General features: G+C 70.7%; 19 protein-coding genes. 5 read left to right on the top strand and 14 right to left on the bottom strand.

The features are described 5' to 3' along the window. Positions 1 to 111 precede the first annotated feature (111 nt). From hpt to C3L37_RS13770, 14 genes are all read right to left on the bottom strand, one after another. Positions 112 to 678, bottom strand: coding sequence for a hypoxanthine/guanine phosphoribosyltransferase (gene hpt / locus C3L37_RS13705; RefSeq protein WP_129115167.1), 567 nt, complete (start codon positions 676 to 678; stop codon positions 112 to 114). Between the two features lie 144 nt (positions 679 to 822). Then, positions 823 to 2577, bottom strand: a complete 1755-nt coding sequence (locus tag C3L37_RS13710; protein WP_129115168.1) for a Na(+)/H(+) antiporter subunit D — start codon at positions 2575 to 2577, stop codon at positions 823 to 825. Then, positions 2577 to 4421, bottom strand: a complete 1845-nt coding sequence (locus C3L37_RS13715) for a cation:proton antiporter (protein WP_129115169.1) — start codon at positions 4419 to 4421, stop codon at positions 2577 to 2579. Before C3L37_RS13715 ends, C3L37_RS13710 begins: the two co-directional genes overlap by 1 nt. Continuing rightward, positions 4418 to 5941: a monovalent cation/H+ antiporter subunit D family protein gene (locus C3L37_RS13720; protein ID WP_129115170.1), complete on the bottom strand. Its 1524-nt coding sequence runs from the start codon at positions 5939 to 5941 to the stop codon at positions 4418 to 4420. The genes C3L37_RS13715 and C3L37_RS13720 overlap by 4 nt, the downstream gene beginning before the upstream one ends. Beyond that, positions 5934 to 6290, bottom strand: coding sequence for a cation:proton antiporter subunit C (locus tag C3L37_RS13725; protein WP_129115171.1), 357 nt, complete (start codon positions 6288 to 6290; stop codon positions 5934 to 5936). The genes C3L37_RS13720 and C3L37_RS13725 overlap by 8 nt, the downstream gene beginning before the upstream one ends. Next, the gene (locus C3L37_RS13730) at positions 6287 to 6847 is read right to left on the bottom strand and encodes a Na(+)/H(+) antiporter subunit B (RefSeq protein WP_129115172.1); all 561 of its coding nucleotides are present in this window, start codon (positions 6845 to 6847) and stop codon (positions 6287 to 6289) included. Before C3L37_RS13730 ends, C3L37_RS13725 begins: the two co-directional genes overlap by 4 nt. Next, a complete protein-coding gene (locus C3L37_RS13735) occupies positions 6844 to 7383 on the bottom strand; it encodes a DUF4040 domain-containing protein (RefSeq protein WP_129115173.1) in 540 nt (179 codons plus the stop codon). The genes C3L37_RS13730 and C3L37_RS13735 overlap by 4 nt, the downstream gene beginning before the upstream one ends. Further along, complete coding sequence (gene mnhG / locus C3L37_RS13740) at positions 7380 to 7706, bottom strand: monovalent cation/H(+) antiporter subunit G (protein WP_129115174.1); 327 nt, start codon at positions 7704 to 7706, stop codon at positions 7380 to 7382. The genes C3L37_RS13735 and mnhG overlap by 4 nt, the downstream gene beginning before the upstream one ends. After that, a complete protein-coding gene (locus tag C3L37_RS13745) occupies positions 7703 to 7990 on the bottom strand; it encodes a cation:proton antiporter (RefSeq protein WP_129115175.1) in 288 nt (95 codons plus the stop codon). The genes mnhG and C3L37_RS13745 overlap by 4 nt, the downstream gene beginning before the upstream one ends. Further along, entirely contained in the window at positions 7987 to 9042 is a 1056-nt protein-coding gene (locus tag C3L37_RS13750) for a monovalent cation/H+ antiporter subunit E (protein WP_129115176.1), read from the bottom strand. The genes C3L37_RS13745 and C3L37_RS13750 overlap by 4 nt, the downstream gene beginning before the upstream one ends. A 197-nt stretch (positions 9043 to 9239) precedes the next feature. After that, positions 9240 to 10109, bottom strand: coding sequence for a mechanosensitive ion channel family protein (locus C3L37_RS13755; RefSeq protein WP_129115177.1), 870 nt, complete (start codon positions 10107 to 10109; stop codon positions 9240 to 9242). 121 nt (positions 10110 to 10230) lie between these two features. Then, complete coding sequence (gene coaBC, locus C3L37_RS13760) at positions 10231 to 11385, bottom strand: bifunctional phosphopantothenoylcysteine decarboxylase/phosphopantothenate--cysteine ligase CoaBC (protein WP_129115178.1); 1155 nt, start codon at positions 11383 to 11385, stop codon at positions 10231 to 10233. A gap of 162 nt (positions 11386 to 11547) precedes the next feature. Continuing rightward, positions 11548 to 12027, bottom strand: a complete 480-nt coding sequence (locus C3L37_RS13765; RefSeq protein WP_129115179.1) for a type II toxin-antitoxin system VapC family toxin — start codon at positions 12025 to 12027, stop codon at positions 11548 to 11550. Then, positions 12024 to 12314 (bottom strand): AbrB/MazE/SpoVT family DNA-binding domain-containing protein, encoded by a 291-nt coding sequence (locus C3L37_RS13770; RefSeq protein WP_129115180.1) that lies wholly within the window; start codon positions 12312 to 12314, stop codon positions 12024 to 12026. Before C3L37_RS13770 ends, C3L37_RS13765 begins: the two co-directional genes overlap by 4 nt. 418 nt (positions 12315 to 12732) lie before the next feature. Here C3L37_RS13770 and dapA point away from each other — a divergent pair, with 418 nt between their 5' ends. The 5 genes from dapA (at position 12733) to dapF (ending at position 17580) form a co-directional block, all read left to right on the top strand. After that, entirely contained in the window at positions 12733 to 13692 is a 960-nt protein-coding gene (gene dapA, locus C3L37_RS13775; protein WP_129115181.1) for a 4-hydroxy-tetrahydrodipicolinate synthase, read from the top strand. Between the two features lie 65 nt (positions 13693 to 13757). Then, a complete protein-coding gene (dapB, locus tag C3L37_RS13780) occupies positions 13758 to 14510 on the top strand; it encodes a 4-hydroxy-tetrahydrodipicolinate reductase (protein WP_129115277.1) in 753 nt (250 codons plus the stop codon). Continuing rightward, positions 14507 to 15352, top strand: coding sequence for a 2,3,4,5-tetrahydropyridine-2,6-dicarboxylate N-succinyltransferase (locus C3L37_RS13785; protein WP_129115182.1), 846 nt, complete (start codon positions 14507 to 14509; stop codon positions 15350 to 15352). The genes dapB and C3L37_RS13785 overlap by 4 nt, the downstream gene beginning before the upstream one ends. A 5-nt stretch (positions 15353 to 15357) precedes the next feature. Next, positions 15358 to 16650 (top strand): diaminopimelate decarboxylase, encoded by a 1293-nt coding sequence (gene lysA / locus C3L37_RS13790; protein ID WP_129115183.1) that lies wholly within the window; start codon positions 15358 to 15360, stop codon positions 16648 to 16650. Between the two features lie 27 nt (positions 16651 to 16677). Further along, positions 16678 to 17580 (top strand): diaminopimelate epimerase, encoded by a 903-nt coding sequence (dapF, locus tag C3L37_RS13795; protein WP_129115184.1) that lies wholly within the window; start codon positions 16678 to 16680, stop codon positions 17578 to 17580. The last annotated feature ends 1 nt before the right edge of the window (position 17581 follow it).

Genomic DNA, 17581 nt, shown 5'->3' on the forward strand with positions numbered 1-17581 from the left:
ACGGAGAACGCTTGGACAGAATGGAAGGCTCGTCGATGGGTGTCGTTCGTGGATCGAGCGCGGCGGCGTCGAGCCGGACCGGGTTCGGAACCGCCGCGGGACGGAGAGTCGCTACCCGTCGCCGTGTTCGTCGACGATGATCACCTCGCCGTCCTCGACGGTGACGTTGATGAGCGTCTTCACGTCGTAGTCGGTGTCGTCGAGTTCGTTCGGCCCGGCCTTCTTGATCACCGCGACCACGTCGACGATGTCCGCGCCGATCTTCGAGAGGGCGTCGAGCACCGCCTTCATCGTGCCGCCGGTGCTGAGCACGTCGTCGAGCACGAGCACGCGATCCCCCTCGCCGACGTCGTTGAGGTACATCTCGCTCTCGGAGTAGCCGGTCTGCTGCGAGAGGGCGACCTCCCCGTCGAGGCCGTACTGCCGCTTTCGGATGACGACGAGCGGGATGTCGGTCATGAGCGACACCGCGGTCGAGATGTGGATCCCCATCGCGGCGGGCGTGACGATCTTGTCGACGTTCTCCAGCTCCGCCTTGCGGATGATCTTGATCACGATCTCGCGGAGCAGCCCGGGCTCCAGCATCGGGACCCCGTCGCTGATCGGGTGGACGAAATACTCGTACTCTCCTTTCTCGATGATCGGGGCCTCGAGCAGCGAACGCTGCAACTGGTCCATGTCGCCCCTACCGGGGGTTCCGCATAAAAGATGGCGGTTCGACCCACCCGCGCGGACGCGTGGCACGGGCGGCCACCCGCCGATGGCCGTCCGCCGCGCCGGCCGTCACCGGTCGCTGTCGACGCGGATCGGACCGTCCGACGCTCAGGCGAACAGCAGCAGCGCCACGCCGAGCGTCACGACGACCGCGAGCACGAGCACGCTGGTCCCGATGCCGATCCGGAGGCTCGTCGGGTTCTCGCCCGTCCCCGCCCGCGCGCCGCCGGTCGCGCGCCGCAGCGCCGCCTCGGGGTTCCGCGCGGCCCACACCGCGCCCGCGCTCGCCGCGACCACGCCGCGGTCGACGGCAGCGTAGGCGTCGGTGACGCCGCGGACCAGCCCGCGCGTCCCGTAGAAGGCCGCCGGGTTGTACAGCGCGTCGACGTCGGGGACGCGCCCGACCTTCGAGAGCGGCTTCTTCAGGAGGACGAAGCCGACGACGCCGGCGGCGGCGAGCGCCAGCCCCTCCGCGACGTGGCCGACGGTGAACGTGACGTAGTCGATGTCGGCCGCGTCGGGCAGGATCGCGAAGAGCGCGTCCGGGAACACCCCGTACGCGACGCAGAGGACGGCGACGGTGACCATCGCGACCTGCTGGCCGCGGTTCGCGTCCGCGACCGCGCCGTCGTACTCGCCGTGGAAGAAGGCGTAGTACCCGAGCTTGATAAAGGAGAGGAAGGTGCCCACGCCCCCGATGAGCAGCAGCCACCAGAGCACGTCGATGTGCTCTTTGTGGGCCGCGGCGATGACCATCCCCTTGCTCACGAAGCCGTTGAAGCCGGGGAAGCCGGCGATCGAGAGGGCGGCGACGACGAACGCGATCGTCGTCACCGGCATCTCGCGGGCGAGGCCGCCGACGTACTTCAGGCTCTCCTCGCCGGTCCGGTAGATGACCACGCCGACCGTCATGAAGAGCAGGCTCTTGTAGAGGATGTGGTTGAAGACGTGGCCGAACGCGCCCGCCGTCGCGAGCGCCGAGCCGATGCCGACGCCCGCGATCATGTAGCCGACCTGCGACTGGATGTGGTACGACAGGAGCCGCCGCATGTCGTTTTGCAGCAGCGCCATCGTCGCCCCGAAGACGGCCATCGCGCCGCCCATGTAGGCGATCCAGAGGTGGCCCTCCGGGAACGCGCGGTACATCGCGTACACGCCGGTCTTCGTCGTGTAGACGCAGAGGAAGACGCTGGCGGCGACGTGCGGCCGCGGGTAGGTGTCCGGCAGCCACGCGTGCAGGCCGATGAAGCCGACGTTGACGCCGATGCCGATCGCCGCGAGCACCGCGGGGACGGCACCGCCGGCGGCGAGCCCCGCCGGCGCGGCGCTGAACAGGAACGACCCGACCGCGGCGTAGTGCCACACGATCGCCCCGAGGACGAGGCTGCCGCCGACGCCGTGGAGGAGCGCGTAGCGGAACCCCGCGCGGACGGCCTCGCCGCCGTAGTGCCAGACGAGCGCCGTGCTCGTGACGGCCATCAGCTCCCAGAAGAACACCAGCGTGAGCCAGTCGCCGGCGAACGCCGCGCCGACGCTGGTGCCGACGTACGACAGGGCGTAGGCCGTCTGGACGTTGTCGGCCCGGCTCGCGTAGGAGTACAGCACCGCGGCCGCGCCGATGAAGCCGAAGATGATCCCCATCAGCCGCGAGAACTGATCGACGTTGAACAGCACGGCGTCGAAGCCGAACAGCCGCACCGCGAGGTGCGCGCCCGACGGCGCGAGAACCGACACCGGGACCACGACGAGCGTCGCGAGGACGCCGAGTGCGTGGCCGACCCGCCGCGACGCGACCGGCAGGACGAGCGCCGCGACGAGGACGTAGGCAAAGGGCGGCACGGCGCTCAGCGCGTCGACCGCCATCAGCCGACCACCCCCGTCGCCGTCGCACCCGCGACGATCCGCTCTATCAGCCGCAGGAACACGGCGGCGTGGGGGACGAGCCCCAGCACGACCGATCCGGTGACGGCCGTCAGGATCGGCGCGAGCATGAACCAGGTGCTCTCCTCGCCGAGCCAGCCGCGGCGCTCCCAGCCGCCGACCGGCGGGCCGCCGTGGTGCGCGTGCTCGTCGCGGTCCGCGTGCTCGTCGTTGCGAGCGTGACCGTCGAGGGCGTCACCGTCGGCCGCCTCCGGGCGACCGGCGGCAGCCCCCTCGTCCGGCCGGGCGTGGTCGCTCGGGTTGCGGTCGACCGCGTACTCGCCCTCCGGTTCGGCGGCTCCCGCCGTCGACTCCGGTCCTCGGGCGTCGACCGAATCGAAGTCGGTCGCGTCGGCGCGTTCGTCGTTCGCCGCGCCGCGTCGGCCGCCGTCGGCGGCGAACGCGAACCGGCCCCCGATCGGGTTCTCGATGAGCGGCTTGCGGTCGTGTTTGTCCGCCGTCTCGCCCTCGAAGAACGCCTGGTAGACGATCGGCCAGAAGTACGCGATGTTGAGGACGCCGGAGAGCAACAGCGCGGCCGTGAAGACGAGTTGACCGGCCTCGACGGTGCCGATGAGGAGGTAGAACTTGCTGACGAACCCCGCGACGAGGGGGATGCCGGCCATCCCGGCCGCCGCGACCGCGAAGGCGGCCATCGTCAGCGGCATCCGCTTTCCGATGCCGGCCATGTCGCTGATGTCGTCGGTGTGGGTCTCGACGTGGATGATCCCCGCGCAGAAGAACAGGGTGAGCTTCATGAAGGCGTGTGCGGGGATGTGCAGCAGTCCGCCGACGAGCGCGTCCGGCGCGAGCACGGCCAACCCGAGGACGATGTACGAGAGCTGGCTCACCGTCGAGTAGGCCAGCCGGCGCTTGAGGTTGTCCTGTCTCAGCGCGATGACGCTCGCGGTCACGAGGGTGAACGCGGCGACGGCGGCCAGCGGGAGGCCGACGCCGAGGTCCGCCACGGTGACCGGGCCGTACACGTCGAGCACGACGCGGGCGATGCCGAACACGCCGGACTTGACGACCGCCACCGCGTGCAACAGCCCGGAGACGGGCGTCGGGGCGACCATCGCGTCCGGGAGCCACGAGTGGACCGGCATGAGCGCGGCCTTCACGCCGAAGCCGCCGGCCAGCAGGGCGAAGCCGGCCCGGGCGGCGGTCGGGTCGGACGCGAGCCCCTCGATGCCGCCGGGGGTGAACGTCACCGTCCCGGTCAGCCAGTAGACGAGCACCGTCCCGGCGAGCACCGCGACGCCGCCGGAGAAGGTGTACGCGAGGTACTTCCGGCCGGCCGCGCGCGCCTCGGCGGTCTCGTCGTGGGTGACGAGCGGGTACGTGGCCACGGTCAGGAGTTCGTAGAACACGAACAGGACGAGCAGGTTCGACGCGAACGCGACGCCGATCGCGGTGGCGACGCTCGCCGCGAAGGAGGCGAAGTAGCGCGTCTGCGCGTGTTCGTGAAGCCCGCGCATGTAGCCGATGCTGTAGAAGCTGGTGATGACCCACAGGAAGCTCGCGAGCAGGCCGAACAGCATGCCGAGCGCGTCCGCTCGGAGCGCAAACTCGACGCCCGGAACGAACTGCCCGAGGTCGGAGACGTACGCGTCCCCGGCGAGCGCCGCCGGGATCATGCTCGCGACGAGCGCGAACGTGGCCACCGCGGCGAGGATCGTCCAGCCCTCGCGGACGTTCGGCCGTCTGTGCGACGCGACGATGCCGACGACGGCGAGCGCCGGCACCAGCACCGCCGCGAGCGGTCGGAGAGAGGTGATGTCTGTCATAGCTGGAGGAGGGTGTCGAGCGTCGGTTGCATGAGCGATCCGAACAGGGAGGCGGCCCCGCCGAGCGCGACGGCGAGGACCGCGACGACGACCACGACGGCGATCATCCCCGCCGACGGTTCGTCGGGACCGCGGTCGCGCGGCTCGCCGTCTCCGCCGTCGGTGACGGCGGGGCCCGCCGCCGCTCCGACCTCGGTCTCCGCGCCCGCGTGGCGGAAGTACATCCGTTCGACGAGGCGGACGAAGTACGCGAGCGTGAGCAGCGTGCTGAGCAGGATGACGACGGCGATGGGCCACGCCTCGGCCTCGACTGCGCCGAGGGCGATGTACCACTTGCCGACGAAGCCCACGGCCGGGGGGACGCCCACCAGCGAGAGCGCGAGCACGGCGAACGCGCCGGCGAGCACCGGCCGCCGCGCCGCGAGGCCGTCGTACTCCTCGACCGTCCTCGCCCCGGTCGCGACGGCGATCGCGCCCGCGGCGAGGAACAGCCCGCCCTTCATCAGCCCGTGGCCGACGAGGTGGATCGTCGCGCCGACGAAGGCGACCTCGTTCGCGACCGCGAAGCCCGCGACGACGAGGCCGAACTGCGAGACCGACGAGTACGCGAGCATCCGTTTCACCTCCGACTGCATCACCGCGAGGACGCTCCCGGCGACGATGCTCACGCCCGCGATCGTCAGGAGGCCGGCCTGCGCGGCGGGAACCGCCGCGAGGAAGTCGACCGTGAAGACGCTGAACGTCAGCCGCGCGAGCGCGTACGCGGAGACGGTGGAGACGAGCGCCGAGATGAAGGCGCTGACGCTGTCGGGGGCGCTCGCGTACGCCTCCGGCTGCCACGTGTGCAGCGGGTAGAGCGCGGTCTTCACCGCCAGCCCCACGGCGATGAGCGCGAAGGACGCCTGCACGAGCGTCGCGTCGTAGCCGACCTCGGCGAGGCGCGTCGAGAGGTCGGCCATGTTGAGCGTGCCCGTCGCCACGAACGCGTAGCCGATCCCGAGGAGGTACAGCGACGCGCCGACGGTCCCGATGATGAGGTACTTCAGCGCGCCGACCGCGGCGCGACCGGATCGGCCGGTGGCCACGAGCGCGTACGCCGCGAGCCCGGTGATCTCGAGGAAGACGTACAGGTTGAACACGTCGCCGGTGACGCTCATCCCGGAGAGCCCGGCGACGAGCAGGAGGTACTGGGCGCAGAAGGTCGGCGAGCGCGGGCCGGCGCGCCGGGCGTACGCGAGCACGCCGAGCGAGACGACCGCGATCAGGAGCGCGACCGCCGCCGACAGGCCGTCGGCGACGAGTTCGATCCCGAAGGGCGGCCGGAACCCGCCGAGCGCGTACGTGACCGCGCGCCCCCCGCCGTACACCTGCGCCGCGACGGAACCCGCCATGCCGACCTGCACCAGCGAGGCGAGCACCGCGAGCGGCCAGCCGAGGCGGTCGAACCGGTAGCCGAGCGCAAGCACGAGCACCGCGGCCAGGATCGGGACGGCGACGAGCAGCGCGAGCAGTTCACTCATTCGCCCGCACCTCCCGGAGCACGTCCTCGTCGAGCGTCCCGTACTCGCTGTGGATCCGGACGATCAGCGCGAGCGCGACCGCGGTGAGGCTCACCCCGACGACGATCGCGGTGAGGATGAGCACGTGCGGCAGCGGGCTGACGTACGGCCCCTCGCCCGTGGCGATCGGCGACGCGCCGCCCTCCAGGTACGCGGAGGTGATGAAAAAGAGGAAGATCCCGCTCTGGAAGACGTTCAGGCCGACGACCTTCTTCACGAGGTTCGTGCTCTCCGTGATCATGTACAGCCCGATCCCCAACAGCAACACGACCGCGACGTAGTTGTAGTGCGTGAACAGCAGATCGATCATGACTCCTCCTCCGCGGTGTCCTCCAGCTGTTCGCCCGTCTCGAACCCGGCCGCGATGACGAAGAACAGCCCCGTGATGACGCCCGCGACGATGGCACCGATGCCGAGTTCCACGAGTTCGATGCCGTACTTGCTCGCGTGGTAGATCGGGTAGACGTCGTACTGGAGGAAACTCCCGCCCAGCGCGAGCGATCCGAGGCCGATCAGGACGAAGGTGGCGACGCCGACCGCCACGAGTCCGAGCACGATCTCGGGGTCGAGCCAGTCGCGGACCGGCTCGATCCCGAACGCGAACGCGAGCATCAGGAGGACGGTCGCCGCGATCGCGCCGCCCTGAAAGCCGCCGCCCGCGGAGTCCGCGCCGTGGAACATCACGAACAGCCCGAGCGTCAGGATGAAGGGCGTGACGACGCGGACCGTCGTCATGATGATCGTGCTCTCGACGTACGGGCCGCGTCCGCGGTCCCACGGCTCGGGTTCCTCGTCTCCTTCCGCCTCCGGTTCCCGGTTCGACTCCGATGCGGGCTCGCGTCCGCCGTTCCGCGGCTCGTCGCTCATACGAACGCCTCCCGTTTCAGCACGAGCAGCGCGGCGATGCCCGCCGAGAACACGACGACGGCCTCGCCGAGGGTGTCGAACCCGCGGTACGCGGCGAGCACCGCGGTCACGACGTTCTTCACCTCGGTCTGCTCGTAGGCGTTTTCGAGGTAGTACTGGGTCACGGGCGAGTCGACGACCGCACCGTCGGGGCTTCCGACGGCCGGAAGCGCCGGGATCGTCATCGCGAGCACGCCGACGAAGGTGAGGACGACGACGGCCGACCGGGGGCTCGGCAGTTCGAGCCGCCGCTCGTCGGACGGCCGGACCGTCTTCGCGATCGTGAGCAGGAACAGCACCGTCGTCACGCCCGCGCCGACGGCGGCCTCGGTCAGCGCCACGTCGGGCGCTCTGAGGAGCACCCAGAGGACGGCGATCCCGAGGCTGTACGCCGCCGAGGCGATGACGACGCCGAGCACGTCGCGGAGCACCGCGGCCGTGAGCGCGCAACCGATCACGAACGTCAGGATGCCGGCTTCGAGGAGCGTGAGCGTCACGACTCCGACTCACCTCCCGCGTCGTCGGCCGTCCAGGGCTCGATCCCCTGATCGTACGCGGCGCGGGCGATCGCGTGCGCCGCGGTGGGGTTCGTCACGAACATGAAGAGGAGCAGGAACACGGTCTTGAGCGTCGATACGTCCCCCCCGAAGGCGACGGCGACCGCGCCGAGCGACAGCACCGCGCCGAGCGTGTCGCTCTTCGAGGCGGCGTGCGTCCGGGTGTACAGATCCGGGAGCCGAAGCACGCCCACGGCCGCGACGATCGCGAAGAACGTCCCGCCGGCCACGAGGGCCACGACGGCGATCTCGGCGGGCGTCATATGACGCCACCCCGCTCGACGGTGAACTTCGAGATGGCGATGCTCATGAGGAAGTTCAACAGCGCGTAGACGAGCGCGATGTCGAGGTAGCCCGGCTCGCCGAAGGCGGCGGCGACGAACGCGAGGACGACGACGGTGTTCGACCCGATGACGTTCACCGCGATGACGCGGTCCTGCATCGTCGGGCCGGCGAAGACGCGGTAGAGGACGACGACCGCGAGGAGCGCGAACGCGCCCGCCGCGCCGAGGAACACGCCCGTGACGAGCGGCGACGCGACGCTCACGACTCGTCGACCTCCCGATTCGCCGCCCGCTCGCGGGGGCTCGGGATCCGCGCCGCCCGCCGCCCGTAAAAAACGAAGCGCACGGCGCGTTCGAGCGCCCCCTCGAACAGGTCTTCCCTCGAGGACTGCGTGAGCGCGTGGATGTAGAACTCGCGCTGGCTCACGTCGACCGTCAGCGTCCCGGGCGTGAGCGTGATGCTGTTCGCGAGCGTCGTCGCGGGCATGTCGCCCCAGACGGCCGCCTCGAACCGCTCGATCGACGGATCGATCGGCAGCCGCGGGTGGAGCACGACGTACGCGATGGCGACGTTGGCCTTCGCGATCTCCCACAGGAGGTACGGAACGTACAGCGCGAACCGCGCTGCCTGCCGCGGAATCTCTCGCAGGTTCGGCGGCCCCTTCAGCGCGATCTTCGAGAGGACGATCGCGACGATTCCGGCGGTTATCGCGCCCGTGACGAGTTCGAAGGGCTCGGTGTTGAACCCGCCGAGGGCCAGATAGAACAGATACGAGGCCCCGAACACGATGAGGAGCTGCGAGAGGCTCTCGCGGCCGACGAGTCTCGTCCGCCTGGCCGGCCGCTCGACGGGGGCCTCCTCGACGGCGAGCCCCGACTGCGACAGTTCGAACTCGAGCGGCCGGAGCATCGGCGCGTTACCGCCGGGCTGGTACTCGGGGTCGATGACGATGCGGTCGAGGTCGTGGACGCGCGCGTAGTTGACGAGCACGCGCGCGAAGTCGCCGGGGCTGAAGAGGTACTCGTCCGCGCCGACGACGGCGGTTTCGATCTCGACCGCCGTTTCGTCCGCTTCGAGGTCGTCAGCCGCCCAGACTTCGACCCGTTCGAGGAGTTCCTCGGCCCGTTCGAACTTCGCCGCGCGGGTGGATTCGAACGCGCGCCACACCGCGGGGTACACGAAGTGAACCGTGGCGCGACCGTCGCGCTCCGCCGCGTCGTCATGCGCCACCCTGACGGCGTAGGCGACGGCGTTGCGGAGCGTCGGAGACTCGCCGACCGGGACCAGGATTCTGGTGTGATCCTCAGCCGCCACGGAGGTCCCTCCCCGCCCAGCGCACCGTCGTGATCTCCGATCTATCGATAATTCGAGATCTCTGCGTCATGATGGCTGATCGTATGAGACGAGTAGCCGTCCACGCAAAACTATTTTTATATTCGACGCACCGATCCGCGTCGCCCCGGCCGTCCACCGTTCCGGGAGGACCGGCCGCGCGCGAGGGCGGCGTCCCCTCAGTCGTCGACGACCGTCGACCCGCTCACGTCGAGATCGCCGGTCAGCTCCAGATAGTCGGGAGACATCTCGAAGCCTTCGCGCTCGAAGCGCTCTTTGACCGCCTGGAAGTACGCGGAGCGGACGGACAGGTACTTCCGCCGCGTGGGGTTTTCGATCCAAAAGCGCGACGTGAGTCCGATGCCGGCCGCGGTGACGTCGTCGACCATCACCTCCGGCTCCGGATCGGCGAGGATCCGGGGGTTCCACTTCGCCTCCTCGATCAGCACGCGTCGCATCCCGTCGATGTCGCCGCCGTACTCGACGCTGAACGCGTAGTCGATCCGGAGGCGGTCCTTGATGGCGTGGTTCGTGACGACGGCGTTCGCGAGCACCGAGTTCGGGACCGTGATGAGTTCGTTCCTGAACGTCCGCACGCGGGTCGCCCGGAAACTGATGTCCTCGATGATGCCCTCGTTGTCCTCCCACTCGATCCAGTCGCCGAGGTTGAACTTCGGGTCAGTGACGATGAAGACGCCGCCGACGAGGTTGCCGATGACGTTCCGCGACGCGAACCCGACGGCGAGCGTCAGCGCGGCCGCGAGGCCTCCCGTCACGGACAACAGCGTCTCCAGCCGGGCGAAAAAGAGGCCGGCGAAGAAGGCGACGACGACGACGGCCGCGCGGACGGCCTTCATCGACGGTCGCCTGACCGTGGGCGTGATACGCTCGCTCTGCAGCACGCGGTCGCCGATCGGGACCGCGACGAGCCGACCGATCCCGTAGGTCACCGCGAACGTCACGGCGAAGACGCCGAGCTGGAGCAGGAACGCGCCGTAGTCGAACCGCCCTACCGTGCCGTCCAGTAGCTGACCGGGAGAGACGAACATCAGACGGACGCGTCGAATTCGGCGGCGAGGCGGTCTCTGTGCTGTGCGGCGACGGCACTCTCCGTCATGCGTCCGGGTACGACCGTCACGGTGGTAGGCGTACCGGCCGTCGCCTCCCGGCTCACCCCAGTTCGCGGGACAGCTCCGCGGCGACTCGGTCGCCCAGCGCGTCCTTGTCCCCGCCGAACTCGTCGACGGCGTCCGCGCGGACGACGAGCGCCCGCGTCTCCGCTTTGCCCATCACCGACGCGTCGTTGGCGACGACGAACGCGAGGCCGGCGCGGTCCATGATCCGGCGCGCCTCCGAGACCATCGCGTCGTCGTCCCCCGACGTTTCGGCCTTGAAGCCGACGACGACGAGGTCGGGGTACGCCCCGCGCATCTCGTCTATGAGCTTCGGCGTCGGTTCGAGATCGAGCGTCAGCGGCTCGCCGGAGCGGATCTTCTCCGCGGCGGGGTCGACGGTGAAATCGGAGACGGCCGCGGCGGAGACGAGCGCGTCGGCACCCTCGCACGCCTCCTCGCAGGCCGCGAGCATCCCCGCGGCGCTCTCCACGCGCATCGTCTCGGCGTAGTGGACGTCGGGGCCGTCGTGGACGAGCGTCACGTCCGCCCCTCGTACGTGACACGCGCGCGCGACAGCGCGACCGGTCATTCCCGAGGCGCGGTTCGTCAACACCCGCACGGGGTCGATCCGTTCGCTCGTCGCGCCGGCGGTGACAACGACCCGTTTTCCCGCGAGCGTCCGCTCGGCCGTCGCCCGGGCGACGGCCGTCACGATGGCCTCCTCCGTCGCGATCTTGGCCTTCCCCTCCTCGATCCGCGGCGGGACGAACGCGACGCCCCACGATTCGACGCGCTCGATCGCGTCGAGCACGCCCGGGTGGTCGTACATCGGTTCGTGCATCGCCGGCGCGACGACCACGGGGACGTCGGCCCCGAGGGCGGTCGTCGCGCAGGTCGTCACGGGCGTGTCGTCGACGGCGGCGGCGATCTTCCCCACCGTGTTCGCGGTCGCCGGAGCCACGAGCAGCACGTCGGCCCAGCCGTCGCGGCCGCAGAGTTCGACGTGCTCCACCCGCCCGGTGAGCTCCGTGACGACGGGGGTTCCGGTCGCGAACTCGACGGCCCACGGGTGGACGATGCCGCGCGCGCCGTCGGTCATCACGCCGCGAACCGCCGCGCCGCGCCGTCGGAGCTCGTGAGCCAGCTCGACGACCTTCACCGCGGCGATGCTCCCCGAGACGCCGAGCGCGACGTTCACACCTTCGAGCATTGGTTCGAGGTGGGCGCGGCATCGGTTAAAAACTCGCGCCTCGCGCACCCCGCGCGCATCGCTTAACCGTTGTGCCGCTCGACCGCGGTGTCGCTCGACCGTAGTGTCGCTCAGCCGCAATTGCGACCGACGAGCCGCGGCCGCGCGGCGGACGGGCGAGGGCTACCGCTCGGGACGCACGGTCAGCGCCGGAAAATAGGTCCCGTAGAAGCCGGCGTCGAAACTGATCAGCGCGTCGGCGTCGGCGGTCGCGTGGCCGCCGATGACGAAGTCCGCGGCGACGTGTTGACGCGGCGCGAGATCTTCGCCGCACTCCTCACAGCCGACGGTCCGTTCCGCACCGCAGGACGGACACTGGAGCCCGTCCGGTCGCCGATCGGTGTACCGCCGGAACGCCTGCCCAGCCCGAAACGACGCCTCTCGCGACGGCGCTACCACCCGGATGCTGAGATCTTCGAGAAATCGGTCCAGCTGGGACGTCGCGTCGAAGTGACCGTCCGCCGCGAGTTCGGCGTACGCGATCGACGTGACGACGAGTCGCCCCCGCCGGTAGGCGCGCCGAAGTTCCGCTTCGCTCGCGTCGGCGTGGGCGTCGTCGTACAGCAGCGCGAGGAGAGCGTTCGTGTCGACCGCGGTGGTCACGTCTCCGCCTCGGAGTCGGAATCGACGTCGTTCGAGCCCTCGCCGACGCCGCGGGGGTACTCGCCACGAAGTCGGCGCATCCGCTCGGTCATCGTCTCGTCGCCCCCGGCGCTCCCGCGGTACTTCTCGAAGGGGTCCTCTCCCTCGGCCGTGATCAGCTCTTCCTTTCGCAGCTCGTACCCGGAGTCGGTTTGCTCGAAGACGACCTCGTCGCCGGGCTCGATTCCGAGCGTGTCGCGGATCCCTTTCGGGATCGTGACCTGACCCTTGGTGGTAACGCGCGGCATAGCGCGTACAACTACGAGGTAATACCTGATAGGTATTACTCTCGTCGGTATAACCAGGGCGCAGAGTCGTCCCGGAGGACGACGCTCGCGCTGACGGGCGAGCCCGCTCGCCAGCGAGCGGTAGCGACGCTACGGGCGCGTCGACCGGTAACCGCCGCGTCGCGCTCGAACTGTGCCACACGAGAACACGTCAGGCAGTTCTGGCGAGCGGCGCAAGGTATAAGGGAGAGAGACGCGCTTTCCAACGTGTGAACCTCGCCATCGCGGTCGCGGGGACGCCCTCGGCGACAGCGACGGCCGCGCCTTTTCTCAAAAAACGCCCGTGACGACCGCTCGCGGCGGGGGTGGCGACCTCGTCCCGGGTGACCGCAGGCGGCGCACCGACGGGCGACCGACCGATCCACACACGATACAGACGATGACAACCACTGGCACGACGTTCGAAGGGGTGTACCCGGCGATGACCACGCCGTTCACTCCGGAGGGCGAGATCGACTTCGAACAGCTACGAGACGACGCGCGGCGGCTCGAAGCGGCGGGCGTCGACGGGCTCGTTCCGGTCGGATCGACCGGCGAGAGCGCGACCCTCACCCACGACGAACACGTCGAGGTGATCGAGGCCGTCGCGGGCGCGGTGACGGACGTCCCCGTGATCGCCGGCTCCGGCTCGAACAACACGGCCGAGGCGCTCGAACTCTCGCGGCGCTCCGCCGACGCGGGCGCGGACGGCCTCCTCCTCATCTCGCCGTACTACAACAAGCCCGAGCCGGCGGGCATGCTCGACCACTACCGGACCATCGCGGACGCGATCGACCTGCCCCAGATCGTGTACAACGTCCCCTCGCGCACGGGGCGGAACATGGCGGTCGACACCGTCGTCGCGCTCGCGGACCACGAGAACGTCGCCGGCTACAAGGCGGCGAGCGGCGACCTGAACCAGATCTCCGAGATCGTAGAGCGCACGCGCGACCGCGACTTCGACGTGCTCTCCGGCGACGACGGCCTGACCCTCCCCGTCCTCTCGGTGGGCGGCGTCGGCACGATCAGCGTCGTCGCCAACGTCGAACCCGAGCGCGCCTGCGCGCTCGTGGGGGCGGCCCTCGAGGACGACTACGAGCGCGCCCGGCGCATCCACCACGAACTCGGGCCGCTCGTCCGGCACCTGTTCGTCGAGACGAACCCCATCCCGGTGAAGGAGGCGATGGAGCTCCGCGGCTACGGCCCGGCCCGACTCCGCCCGCCGCTCTCCCGGCTGTCCGACGAGCACGTCGACCGCCTCCGGGAGCTTCTGGCCGACCTCGACGGCGAGAGCGAGGCCGAACGCGGCGGGGAGCGGGAGGCCGAACCGACGGCGACCGAGGCGGGGGCCGACCGGTGAGTTCGGGGTCGTCCTCGGCCGGATCGAAGCCGGTCAGCGTCGCCGTCACCGGGGCCGGCGGGCGCATGGGCCGCGAGGTGATCCGCGCGGCGACCGCCCGCGACGACGCGGCCGTCGGCCTCGCGGTCAACCGGAGCGAGGTCGGGGAGATCGAGGGCGTCGCGGTCGAGCGCGCGGCCGACCTGCCCGACCTCCTCGCGGCGCGCGAACCCGACGCACTCGTGGACTTCACCGGCCCCGACTCCAGCGTCGAGTACGTCGCCGCCTGCGCCGAGGCGGGCGTCCCGGCCGTCGTCGGCACCACCGGCTTCGACCACGGCGGCACGGCGGCGCTGCGCGAGGCGGCGGCGGAGATCCCGGTGTTGAAGGCGGCGAACTTCGCCCGGGGGGTGGCGGCGCTCCGCCGGGCGGTCCGCGAGGCCGTGACGGCGCTGCCGGGGTACGACGTCGAACTGACCGAAACCCACCACAACGGCAAGCGCGACGCGCCCAGCGGGACCGCGAAGTCGCTCCTCGACGACGTCGAGGACGCGCTGGCCGGCTCCGAGACGGGTGGCCGCGACGCGGACCTCGTTCACGGGCGGGAGGGCGACCGGCCGCGCCGGCGCGGCGAGATCGGCGTCCACGCCCGCCGGGCGGGCGATATTACGGGCGAGCACGAGGTGCTCGTCGCCGGGGACCACGAACTGCTTTCGCTCACGCACCGCGCGGAGTCCCGCGGCGTCTTCGCCGAGGGGGCGCTCGACGCGGCGGCGTGGGTCGTCGGCCGCGAGGCCGGCGAGTACGACTTCTTCGACGTGATCGGTGATTCACCATGAGCCTTCGAACCGACATCGACGACCTGTGGCAGCGACGCGAGAACGACGAGATCGACGCAGAGATCGCCGGCTCCGGCGCGCTCTCGACGCTCGAAGAGTTCCTGAGCGCGCTCGAGACCGGCGAGATCAGGGCCGCCGAGAACGTCGGCGGGACCGGCCCCGGCGCGTGGACGGTCAACGAGTGGGTGAAACGCGGCATCCTGCTCAACTTCGGCCTGCGGGAGATCCAGCCGCGCGCCTACGGCGGCGTCACCTACCACGACGTGCTCGCGCTCCGGGACACCGCGGACTTCGCCGCGCGGAGCACGCGAAACACGCCCGACGGGACGACCGTCCGGCGGGGCGCGTACCTCGGCGAGAACTGCATCATGATGAGCCCGTCGTTCGTCAACGTCGGCGCGCACGTCGGCGACGGGACACTCGTCGACTCCTGCGACACCGTCGGCTCCTGCGCGCAGATCGGCCGGAACGTCAAGCTCGGAGCGAACACGCTGATCGGCGGCGTGCTCGAACCCGTCGAGAGCAACCCGGTCGTCGTCGAGGACGGCGTCTCCCTCGGGGCGGGCTGCCGCGTCACCTCCGGGTTCGTCGTCGGCGAGAACTCCGTCGTCGGGGAAAACACCCTGCTGACGCCGCGCATCCCGGTGTACGACCTCGTCGAGGACGAAGTGATCTACGGCCACCTCCCCGCCGAGCGCCGGGCGTTCACGCGATTCGTCGAGTCCTCGATCGGCGACCACGAACTCTTCGCGGGCGGCGCGTACAAGCCCGCGGTCGTCGCGCTCGACGTGGAGGAGGACACCCTCGACGCGACCCGCCGCGAGGAAGCGCTGCGCGAGTGATCCCCATGACCGGCCCCGACGACTCCGGCGCGATCGCCGCGCGCGACCCCGATGGACGAGAAAACGCCGACAACCCGCCGATCCGCCGCCTCGAAGACTGGGACGCCGAGGCGCTGCTCGCGCTCGCCGACGAGTACGACACCCCCCTGTACGCGATCGACCTCGACCGGGTGCGCGAGAACTGCGAGCGCCTGCGCGCGGCGTTCCCCGACGCCGAGGTCCGCTACGCCGCGAAGGCGCACACCGGCCGGGCGGTGCTCGAAACCGTCCGCGACGCCGGGATGGCCGCGGAGTGCGCCGCCGCCGGCGAGGTGAAGCGCGCCCTCGACGCGGGCTTTTCGGGGGACGGGATCCAGTACACCGCCGTCAACCCGCCCGCTCGCGACCTCGACTACGTCGTGGAGCGGTGGGGCGAGCACCCGGACCTGACGGTGACGGCGGGCGCGACGGACACGATCGACCGCCTGCGCGAGCGCGGCTTCGACGGCCGCCTGTGCGTCCGGGTGAACCCGGGCGTCGGCGCGGGCCACCACGAGAAGGTCCGAACCGGCGCGAACGCGAAGTTCGGCGTCCCGTACGACCGCGCCGCCGCGGTCGTCGACGCGGCCCGCGCCGACTTCGACGTCGTCGGAATCCACGCCCACGCCGGCAGCGGCATCTCCGGCGACGACCTGGCGAACCACCGCGAACTCGTCCGGCGCATGGGCGACCTCGCGCGCGAGGTCGGCGGCCTCGAGTTCGTCGACGTCGGGGGCGGCTTCGGCGTCCCCTACCGCGAGGACGAACCCCCACTCGACCTCGACGCGGTCGCGGACGCCACGCGCGACGCGCTCGGCGACGCGGACGCGACGCTCGCGGTCGAACCGGGGCGATACGTCGTCGCGGACGCGGGCGTCCTCCTCGCGCGGGTCAACACCGTAAAGGAGTTCCCCGATACGACCGTCGTCGGCGTCGACGCGGGGATGACGACGCTGCTCCGGCCCGCGATGTACGACGCCTACCACGCGATCCGGAACGTCACGGATCCTAACGGACCGGCAATTCCTGTCACGGTCGCGGGGCCTATTTGTGAAAGCGCGGATGTGTTATGCGAAGACAGGCCACTGTCGCGTCCCTCGCGCGGCGACGTCCTCGCCGTCGGGAACGCGGGCGCGTACGGGTACGAGATGTCGAGCACCTACAACTCCCGTCCCCGGCCGGCGGAGGTCGCCCTCTCGGGCGGCCGCGCCGGGCTCGCCCGCAGGCGCGAACGGCTGGCGGATCTGACCGAGTTGGAAACCGATGCACCACCGAACTGAACCGACTTCCGACCGCGGAATCGACCTATGAGCCTTCGACACGACGACCGCGTACCGTTCGAAAAGTACCACGGAACGAGCAACGACTTCGTCATCGTCGACGCGGACGCGTTCATCCCCAACCGGGGCGCGTTCGCGACAACCTACTGCGACCGCGACACCGGTGCCGGGGCCGACGATCTCGACGACGTCACCCCCGACGAGGGCGGACGCGTCGGGGCGGACGGCGTCCTCTTTCTCGCGCTGGAGGACCAGTACTCGCCGCCGCGGGTGATCATGACGCTCGTTCAACCGGACGGGTCGACCGCCGCGATGTGCGGCAACGGCGCGCGCTGCGCCGCCGCGTGGGCCGCCGGGCGGACCAACCGCCGCGAGGTGATGGTCGACACGCAGGCGGGGACCCGCCGCGCCCGAATCCACGCCGACGGCGACGTCACCATCGAGATGGGCGTCCCCTCCTTCTCGCCGCGAGACGTACCCCTCGCGCGCGACGAGCCCCTCGTCGCGGAGGAGGTCGAGGGCGTCGAGGTGACGGCCGTGAACACGGGCGTCCCCCACGCGGTCGCGTTCGTCGACGACGTGGCCGGGGTGGACGTCGAGGCGGTCGCGCCGGCCGTCCGGCACGCGGGGGCGTTCCCCCGCGGCGCGAACGTGACCTTCGCCTCCCGCACCGAAGACGGCGAATTCGTCCAGCGGACGTTCGAGCGGGGCGTCGAGGGCGAGACCCGGTCGTGCGGCACCGGCGCGGTCGCCGTCGTCGCCGCCGCGAAGCGCCTGGGCCTCCGCGACGGGGACGGCCCCGTCGCCGTCAGTCCGCCGGGCGGCGAACTGGAGATAACCGTTCCCGATCGAGGAACCGCGACGCTCCGGGGCCCGGTCGTCCGCGAGTACGCCGGCGAACTCCGCCGTCGACCCGCCGACGGGGCGTAGC

It is taken from the genome of Halegenticoccus tardaugens (assembly GCF_004116405.1).
In the GTDB taxonomy this organism is placed as follows: Archaea; Halobacteriota; Halobacteria; order Halobacteriales; family Haloferacaceae; genus Halegenticoccus; species Halegenticoccus tardaugens.

What these genes read in the sequence shown, in the direction of transcription:
- C3L37_RS13770 (WP_129115180.1), bottom strand. Translation starts at nt 12,314, where the DNA reads ATGCCGCGCGTTACCACCAAGGGTCAGGTCACGATCCCGAAAGGGATC.
- mnhG (WP_129115174.1), bottom strand. Translation starts at nt 7,706, where the DNA reads ATGACGCCCGCCGAGATCGCCGTCGTGGCCCTCGTGGCCGGCGGGACG.
- C3L37_RS13710 (WP_129115168.1), bottom strand. Translation starts at nt 2,577, where the DNA reads ATGGCGGTCGACGCGCTGAGCGCCGTGCCGCCCTTTGCCTACGTCCTC.
- C3L37_RS13785 (WP_129115182.1), top strand. Translation starts at nt 14,507, where the DNA reads ATGAGCCTTCGAACCGACATCGACGACCTGTGGCAGCGACGCGAGAAC.
- coaBC (WP_129115178.1), bottom strand. Translation starts at nt 11,385, where the DNA reads ATGCTCGAAGGTGTGAACGTCGCGCTCGGCGTCTCGGGGAGCATCGCC.
- dapA (WP_129115181.1), top strand. Translation starts at nt 12,733, where the DNA reads ATGACAACCACTGGCACGACGTTCGAAGGGGTGTACCCGGCGATGACC.
- C3L37_RS13755 (WP_129115177.1), bottom strand. Translation starts at nt 10,109, where the DNA reads ATGTTCGTCTCTCCCGGTCAGCTACTGGACGGCACGGTAGGGCGGTTC.
- dapB (WP_129115277.1), top strand. Translation starts at nt 13,758, where the DNA reads ATGGGCCGCGAGGTGATCCGCGCGGCGACCGCCCGCGACGACGCGGCC.
- C3L37_RS13720 (WP_129115170.1), bottom strand. Translation starts at nt 5,941, where the DNA reads ATGAGTGAACTGCTCGCGCTGCTCGTCGCCGTCCCGATCCTGGCCGCG.
- C3L37_RS13725 (WP_129115171.1), bottom strand. Translation starts at nt 6,290, where the DNA reads ATGATCGATCTGCTGTTCACGCACTACAACTACGTCGCGGTCGTGTTG.
- dapF (WP_129115184.1), top strand. Translation starts at nt 16,678, where the DNA reads ATGAGCCTTCGACACGACGACCGCGTACCGTTCGAAAAGTACCACGGA.
- C3L37_RS13715 (WP_129115169.1), bottom strand. Translation starts at nt 4,421, where the DNA reads ATGACAGACATCACCTCTCTCCGACCGCTCGCGGCGGTGCTGGTGCCG.
- lysA (WP_129115183.1), top strand. Translation starts at nt 15,358, where the DNA reads ATGACCGGCCCCGACGACTCCGGCGCGATCGCCGCGCGCGACCCCGAT.
- hpt (WP_129115167.1), bottom strand. Translation starts at nt 678, where the DNA reads ATGGACCAGTTGCAGCGTTCGCTGCTCGAGGCCCCGATCATCGAGAAA.
- C3L37_RS13730 (WP_129115172.1), bottom strand. Translation starts at nt 6,847, where the DNA reads ATGAGCGACGAGCCGCGGAACGGCGGACGCGAGCCCGCATCGGAGTCG.